Source organism: Pseudomonas sp. GM48, from assembly GCF_000282335.1.
Classification (GTDB): Bacteria; Pseudomonadota; Gammaproteobacteria; order Pseudomonadales; family Pseudomonadaceae; genus Aquipseudomonas.
The window spans coordinates 1-6,435 of record NZ_AKJM01000191.1; the positions used below are offsets into that span (position 1 = coordinate 1).

Here is a 6,435-nt window from a genome sequence, read left to right on the forward strand (position 1 = left end):
CATTGCCGCGCTGATCTACCTGGCCGTCACTTTCTCGCTGGTCGGCCTGTTCCGCCTGGCAGAGCGCCGCTGGCTGTCTTTCCTTGGCCCGGCTCACTAATTCAGGATGCTTGCACATGTACAAACTGACCGTTGAAAACCTGCACAAAAGCTACGGCAACCACGAAGTCCTCAAGGGCGTTTCGCTCAAGGCCAAGACTGGCGATGTAATCAGCCTGATCGGCGCCAGCGGCTCGGGCAAGAGCACCTTTCTGCGCTGCATCAACTTCCTGGAGACGCCCAACGACGGCGCGATGAGCCTGGACAACCAGCCGATTCAGATGGTCCATGACCGCCACGGCATGCGCGTGGCCGACGCCAATGAACTGCAACGCATCCGTACTCGTCTGGCGATGGTGTTCCAGCACTTCAACCTGTGGAGCCACATGACCGTGCTCGACAACATCACCATGGCCCCGCGCCGGGTGCTGGGCGTCAGCAAGAAGGATGCAGAGGAACGCGCCCGGCGTTACCTGGACAAGGTGGGCCTGCCGTCGCGGGTGGCTGATCAATACCCGGCGTTCCTCTCGGGTGGCCAGCAACAGCGTGTTGCCATTGCCCGCGCCCTGTCCATGGAACCGGAGATCATGCTGTTCGACGAGCCGACTTCGGCCCTGGACCCGGAACTGGTGGGCGAAGTGCTCAAGGTGATCCAGGGTCTGGCCGAAGAAGGCCGCACCATGATCATGGTGACCCACGAAATGAGCTTTGCGCGCAAAGTGTCGAACCAGGTGTTGTTCCTGCATCAGGGGCGGGTTGAAGAGCAAGGGGCGCCCGAGGACGTATTGGGTAACCCCAAAAGCGAACGCCTGCAGCAGTTCCTCAGCGGCAACCTGAAGTAACCAGAGCAGCGCCTTGGAACCACTGCACGGTCGCTCCAAGGCGCTGGCTCAACCCGGAAACACCTACACTCCCCTCTTCAAGATCAAACCCGCTCAAGCCGGTTTACCTGGGCGACAGCCCGAGTCCGGGCAGATGACTTATCGGGTTTCGATCGATACCCTTACCTCCCCGTCGCCTGACGGTTTCCAGGTCAAATCCATTTCACCCAGACGAGCATGTCATGAAATCCCCCGCAGGTTTGCTGCTGTCGGCTATCGAGCTGGACCGTGCCAGCGCCATCCCCCTGTACCGCCAACTGTATCTGCAGATTCGCAAACAGATACTCAATGGCAGAATCCAGGGGGGCGTGCGCCTGCCGTCGACCCGGACCTTGAGCAACGAGCTGGGGTTGTCGCGGATCACCATTCTCAATGCTTTCGATCAGCTGATTGCCGAAGGCTTCCTGGCCTCACGCACTGGCGCTGGCACCTACGTCGGCACTGAGTGGGAAAACCGGGGTACCGAGGATGAGCAACAGCGCCAGCCACCGCGTCTGTCCGATCTGAGCCAGTCGATGCTGTCGCTGCGTAGCGATCATTTTCGCGGGGTGTCCTATGCCGACTGGGACCCCGCGACCCCGACCTCCTTCCTGCCCAGCCACAGCACCTATGACGCATTCCCGCAGGCGATCTGGCGGCGCCTGATGAACCGTCATCTGCTCAAGCCGACCAAGGCCATCCTGGGTTATGGCGAGTTGCAAGGCTTGCAGGCATTTCGCACAGCGATTGCCGAATATGTCTTCGATGCTCGTGGCATCGACTGCAATGCCGGGCAAGTGGTGATCGTTTCCGGAGCGCAGCAAGCGTTCAACCTGCTGGGCATGCTGCTGCTCAATCCGCAGGACAGCGTCTGGATGGAGGACCCGGGGCACATCGCCGCGCGCATTGCATTGCAGGCCCAGGGAGCTCAGGTAGTTCCGTTGCGTATCGATGAACAGGGGATCGATGTCCAGCAAGGCCTGATCGAGTGCCCCGATGCCCGCCTGGTGTTTTGTACCCCTTCGCGCCAGCATCCTTTGGGCGTCACCCTGAGTTATACACGGCGCCAGGCCCTCATCGACTGGGCTGCGCAGCATCAGAGCTGGATCATCGAGGACGATTGCGACAGTGAGTTTCGCTACAGTGGCCGCCTCCTCCCGGCGCTGTATGCCATGGACCAGATGGCCCGGGTGATCTACGTCGGAACGTTCAGCAAAGTGCTCTTTCCGTCACTGCGACTGGGTTACGTGATTCTGCCGCAGGCCCTGGTCGAACCTTTCTGCACCCTGCGCGCCGTCATGGATCGCAGCCCGCCCACACTGCTGCAGGCGACCACGGCGGACTTCATGGGCGAAGGCCACTTCCTGGGGCACATCCGCCGTATGCGAGCGCTGTACAAGGCGCGGCAGCAGGCATTGGTCGAACAACTTGAAATGCAGATTGGCAGCTTCTTCACGATCACCCCGACAGATGCCGGCATGCACTTGATCGCCTGGCTGCCCCCCGAACTCAGTGACACTGACATCGCCCGGCAATTGGCCCTGCACAACATCCACACCTATGCCCTGAGCGACTACCGCATCAAGCATGCCCTGCCGCCGGCCCTGTTGATCGGCTTTGCCGGTACGCCTGAAAACCAGGCCCGGGAGCGTGTCGAGGCGCTGGCCCGGGCCTTGCGCAGCTTGGGTTATCTGCCGCCGACCACTTGAGGCCAGGCAAGTGGTCTTATCAATTAACTGATAATGGATCTATCGAGAGTTCCTGACTGGCGCGATAAAGACTGCGCCGGTAGACCCGGTGTCTGAACCAGGAACGACTCTGATGAACAATAAGATCCAGGAACGATTCAATGCCTTGCTGAGCCATAAGGTGGTCGAGTGCGAGGCTGCTCCCGTGCTGACGGACGCACTGGCCCGGCGGTTGCTTGAGCGTCTCGGGCAATTGCGCCTGTTTGCCCACGCCTACCCGCTGCTGACCAACCTCACCCATGGTCGTGTCACCCCTGCCGACCTGCTGGACTTCGCCTATCGCCATGAGCTGCAAGGCCTGAGCCTGCACTTGCTCGACGGTGAAGAGAACAGCCTGAGCCAGATGTCGCCCGTGCAGCTCCAGGCGTTTGCCGCCAAGGCCAAAGCGCTGGGGCTGGATGTGCACCTGGAAATCAGCAGCACGCTGAAAAAGGATGTCGATCAGGTGATCGCCATCGCCAGGGTACTGGGGGTGCGCAATATCCGTGTTTACTCACGCTACGAGGGCAGCCTGTCGCGGGTCATGGACATTATCGAAACCGACCTGCACTACCTCGCGCAACAGGCCGACGAGCACGATCTGTACTTTGACTTCGAACAGCATGAAGAACTCAAGAGCGGCGAGATCGCGCAACTGCTCAACCGCCTGAACCACCCTCGCCTGCATGCCCTGTTCGACTTCGGCAACATGATCAACGCCTGCGAAAAGCCCCTGCAGGCCCTGCGCAATCTGGCGCCGCACATCCGCCAGACTCACCTCAAGGGCGTGCGCATCGTCCCCGAGCAAAACGGCTTCGGTCATTACGGCGTTTTGCAAGGCAGCGACGAGGACGACCTGCCCAGCGCGCGCATGCTGTTCGAACTTTTGATGCTCGGCGAAGCAACCCCACAGGTGATCGCGTTCATCCTCGAGCAGGAAAACCACTACGTGGCCCCGGCTTTCCGCCAGAGCCTTGAGGCGGCCGATCCCTTTATTGCCTACCGGGAGATGAGCGAAACGCCACTCCCGAACGGCTACTCGCTTGAGCGAATGCTGGCCGATGAACACCGTTGGGCGAACAACCAGGTGGCGTATGTCCGTAGCCTGCTGGCCGAATTGCGCACGTTGGCCGAACTGACCCTGGCCCCCACTTTCAACGCCTGAACCTGACGACCCGATTACGCCCGGAGAACAATAATGACAACTCAAAACAAGGCCAAATGGCTCAGATTCCTGATCCTCATCCTCGGTGGTGGCACCATCTACAAGCTGGCGAACCTCAAGGACGCCTTCTATGTACCCATGCAGGAATTCATGGGCTTGAGCCACACTGAAATCGGCATGCTACTGAGTGCCAACGCAATCATCGCCACCGCACTGTTTGTGCTTGGCGGCCTGCTCGCCGACCGCTACGACACGCGCAAGCTGATCCCCCTCGGCCTGATCGGGACCGGTGGCCTGGGGTTGTACCTGGCGACCTTTCCACCCTTCAGTAATCTGCTGATAGTGTTCAGTCTGTTGGCCGTGTGTGCCGACTGCCTGTTCTGGCCTTCGCTGCTCAAAGCCATCCGCAACCTGGGTGACGATCAGGAGCAAGGCCGGTTGTTCGGCCTGCTCGAAGGCGGGCGTGGCGTGGTTGATACGTTGGTGGCGTTTTCCGCCCTCGGTGTGTTCGTCGCCATGGGTTCGGGCGAAGCCGGGCTGAAGTCGGCGATCCTGTTTTACTCGGTCATCGACATTCTAGCCGGCAGCCTGACCTGGTTCCTGCTCAAGGGCGGTAACGCACAATCGGAGTCCAAGCCGAAGAACGGTCTGGCGAACCTGATGGAAGCGATCAAGGTACCGGGAATCTGGCTGGTCAGCCTCAACGTGTTCATGGTTTACATCGTCTACTGCGGCCTGACCTATTTCATTCCCTACCTCAAGGAAATGTACGGGTTGCCCGTGGCCTTGGTGGGCGCCTACGGCATCATCAACCAATATTTTCTGAAGATCCTCGGCGGGCCTGCCGGCGGTTTCATCGCCGACAAGCAATTCAAGAGCACCAGCCGTTACCTGAAGTGGGCATTCCTCGCGCTGTTGCCGCTGATGGGCGTGATCATGCTGATTCCAAAAAGCCCGGGCTTCATCTATGCAGGCATGGCCGCCACCCTGTCCTTTGCCCTGATCGTGTTCTCCATGCGCGGTGTGTTCTGGGCTCCCATGGGTGAAGTCGGCATTCCCCAGCACATCACCGGCTCGGCCTTCGGCATCGGTTGCCTGATCGGCTACGCACCCGGCATGTTTGCCTACGTCATCTATGGCGCGATCCTCGACCACTTCCCCGGTCAACAGGGTTACAACTATGTCTTCACCCTGATGAGTGTGCTGGCCATTGCGGGCTTCATGGTGTCCAGCCTGCTCTATCAAGCAGTGCGCAAAAAATCCACGGCCACTGGCGGGATGAGTGCGGCGCAAGCCTGATCATCGCCGTGGAATCCAGGAGGAAGGATCGACTATCACGCCGAGCCTTCCTCCTGGCCACAACTCTCATTGCATCAAAGCGTACAGGCAACCAGCTCCAGCATGATTTCGTTGGCGCCGGTACGGGTGAACAGCAATCGGTGGTCATGCCCAAAACCCGAAGTAAACGAATGCCATGGCAACTGCGATACCCCACGCGGTCAACGCCATTGCCATTGAATTGTGCGGAGGCCGGAATTCGCTCGGGCGCTGCGGGCCCGACTTCGAAAACACTGTGTGGTCAGAACGGCAATGCACGATTGCCCGGTAGGTGTGTTGGAGGCCGAGCAACAGAAACAGTGTGATCAAGCCAAGGACAAGTCCATGAGTAATCTCCGGTGTAAGCAATGGCGCAAGGAGATCCTGTTCGCAGGCAGCGCTATCGAGTTGCACAACGGTAATTCGATGATCATTTGTCGAAGACCGCTGTTGGCCAATTTGGATTGCCGCCTGTTGCTCCAGATCCAACACCTGATACTTCCAGAGCGTTGACGATCCTTTTCGGCAAAAGGTAAACGCAGCAGGACTTGAGACGGCGATAATGCAAGCGTCGTTGATGTCCAGCTTTTTCAGTGTTTCCGTGGCTGATCTGGTGAAGTCCAGGTCGAAGACCGGAGCGACCCCACTAGCAGAAGCCGCGACCGAAACCAATAAGCTGCTCAAAAGGCAGATGGCTGAAATGTTCAAGGCCGGGTTTCCTTTTTCCATTGTTTCTTTGATTTCGCAGTTCGGTTCCAACCTGCTTTGATGAGCCCCAGTACGCTGCTGGCGCCCCGACAGCTAATGAGCAATTGAATGGAAGGAGAAAGGGAGGGCATCCATTGCCCTCCCCTCCGCAGTCCGCGCTCCCTGCGACAGTACTGACCAGGACCTCAAGTGGCCAGAATGAAGTCCGTCTGATCAACGGCCGCGCTGTTGACACCGACCAGGTGAATCGTGTCCGTCCCGATCCCGACCACCGTGTCCGCCCCGTTAGCCGTTATGGTCACGTTGGCAGCGAACGTCGCGCTGGTGATCCCCAACCCCGTGAGATTGAGCAAGTCCTGCTCTGCGGCCAAATTGGCTCCGAAGTTCAAGATCGTATCGTTGCCGAAACCCGCGACAGCAAACACGAACGTATCGTTGCCGGCGACGCCGCCACTCATCACGTCGTTACCGCCACCGCCGGTGAGAACGTCGTTACCCGCACCACCCACGATATTATTGCCGAGCACGTTGCCGGTGCCCGCGAAGTTGCCGCTGCCGCCGAAAAACAGATTTTCGACGTTGGCACCCAGGGTGTAGCTCGCGAGCGAGGTCCAGACCG

6 protein-coding genes and 1 pseudogene are annotated in these 6,435 nt (G+C 59.3%); 5 read left to right on the plus strand and 2 right to left on the minus strand.

What is annotated here, in order from left to right:
• The 5 genes and pseudogenes from PMI28_RS30860 to PMI28_RS00265 form a co-directional block, all read left to right on the plus strand.
• A pseudogene (locus PMI28_RS30860) lies at positions 1–100 on the plus strand (amino acid ABC transporter permease); the annotation flags it as partial.
• Between the two features lie 16 nt (positions 101–116).
• Positions 117–881 carry an ABC transporter ATP-binding protein gene (locus tag PMI28_RS00280; RefSeq protein WP_007992901.1) on the plus strand — a complete coding sequence of 255 codons (765 nt, stop codon included), beginning with the start codon at positions 117–119 and terminating at the stop codon, positions 879–881.
• Between the two features lie 221 nt (positions 882–1,102).
• Positions 1,103–2,608: a MocR-like pyridoxine biosynthesis transcription factor PdxR gene (gene pdxR, locus PMI28_RS00275; protein WP_007992902.1), complete on the plus strand. Its 1,506-nt coding sequence runs from the start codon at positions 1,103–1,105 to the stop codon at positions 2,606–2,608.
• A gap of 112 nt (positions 2,609–2,720) precedes the next feature.
• Positions 2,721–3,791, plus strand: coding sequence for a sugar phosphate isomerase/epimerase family protein (locus PMI28_RS00270; protein ID WP_007992904.1), 1,071 nt, complete (start codon positions 2,721–2,723; stop codon positions 3,789–3,791).
• Between the two features lie 33 nt (positions 3,792–3,824).
• On the plus strand, positions 3,825–5,090 hold the full coding sequence (locus tag PMI28_RS00265) for an MFS transporter (RefSeq protein ID WP_007992906.1): 1,266 nt from the start codon (positions 3,825–3,827) through the stop codon (positions 5,088–5,090).
• Between the two features lie 144 nt (positions 5,091–5,234).
• Here the strand turns inward: PMI28_RS00265 and PMI28_RS30660 are convergent, their stop codons facing one another.
• Both PMI28_RS30660 and PMI28_RS30285 read right to left on the minus strand, forming a co-directional pair.
• Entirely contained in the window at positions 5,235–5,816 is a 582-nt protein-coding gene (locus tag PMI28_RS30660; protein WP_033063640.1) for a hypothetical protein, read from the minus strand.
• Between the two features lie 185 nt (positions 5,817–6,001).
• The coding region (locus PMI28_RS30285; RefSeq protein WP_007992909.1) for a hypothetical protein at positions 6,002–6,435 on the minus strand (434 nt) is incomplete at its 5' end.

Bases quoted from the DNA above. Each gene is read 5' to 3' on its own strand.
- PMI28_RS00280 (WP_007992901.1), top strand. From the start codon at position 117: ATGTACAAACTGACCGTTGAAAACCTGCACAAAAGCTACGGCAACCAC.
- pdxR (WP_007992902.1), top strand. From the start codon at position 1,103: ATGAAATCCCCCGCAGGTTTGCTGCTGTCGGCTATCGAGCTGGACCGT.
- PMI28_RS00270 (WP_007992904.1), top strand. From the start codon at position 2,721: ATGAACAATAAGATCCAGGAACGATTCAATGCCTTGCTGAGCCATAAG.
- PMI28_RS00265 (WP_007992906.1), top strand. From the start codon at position 3,825: ATGACAACTCAAAACAAGGCCAAATGGCTCAGATTCCTGATCCTCATC.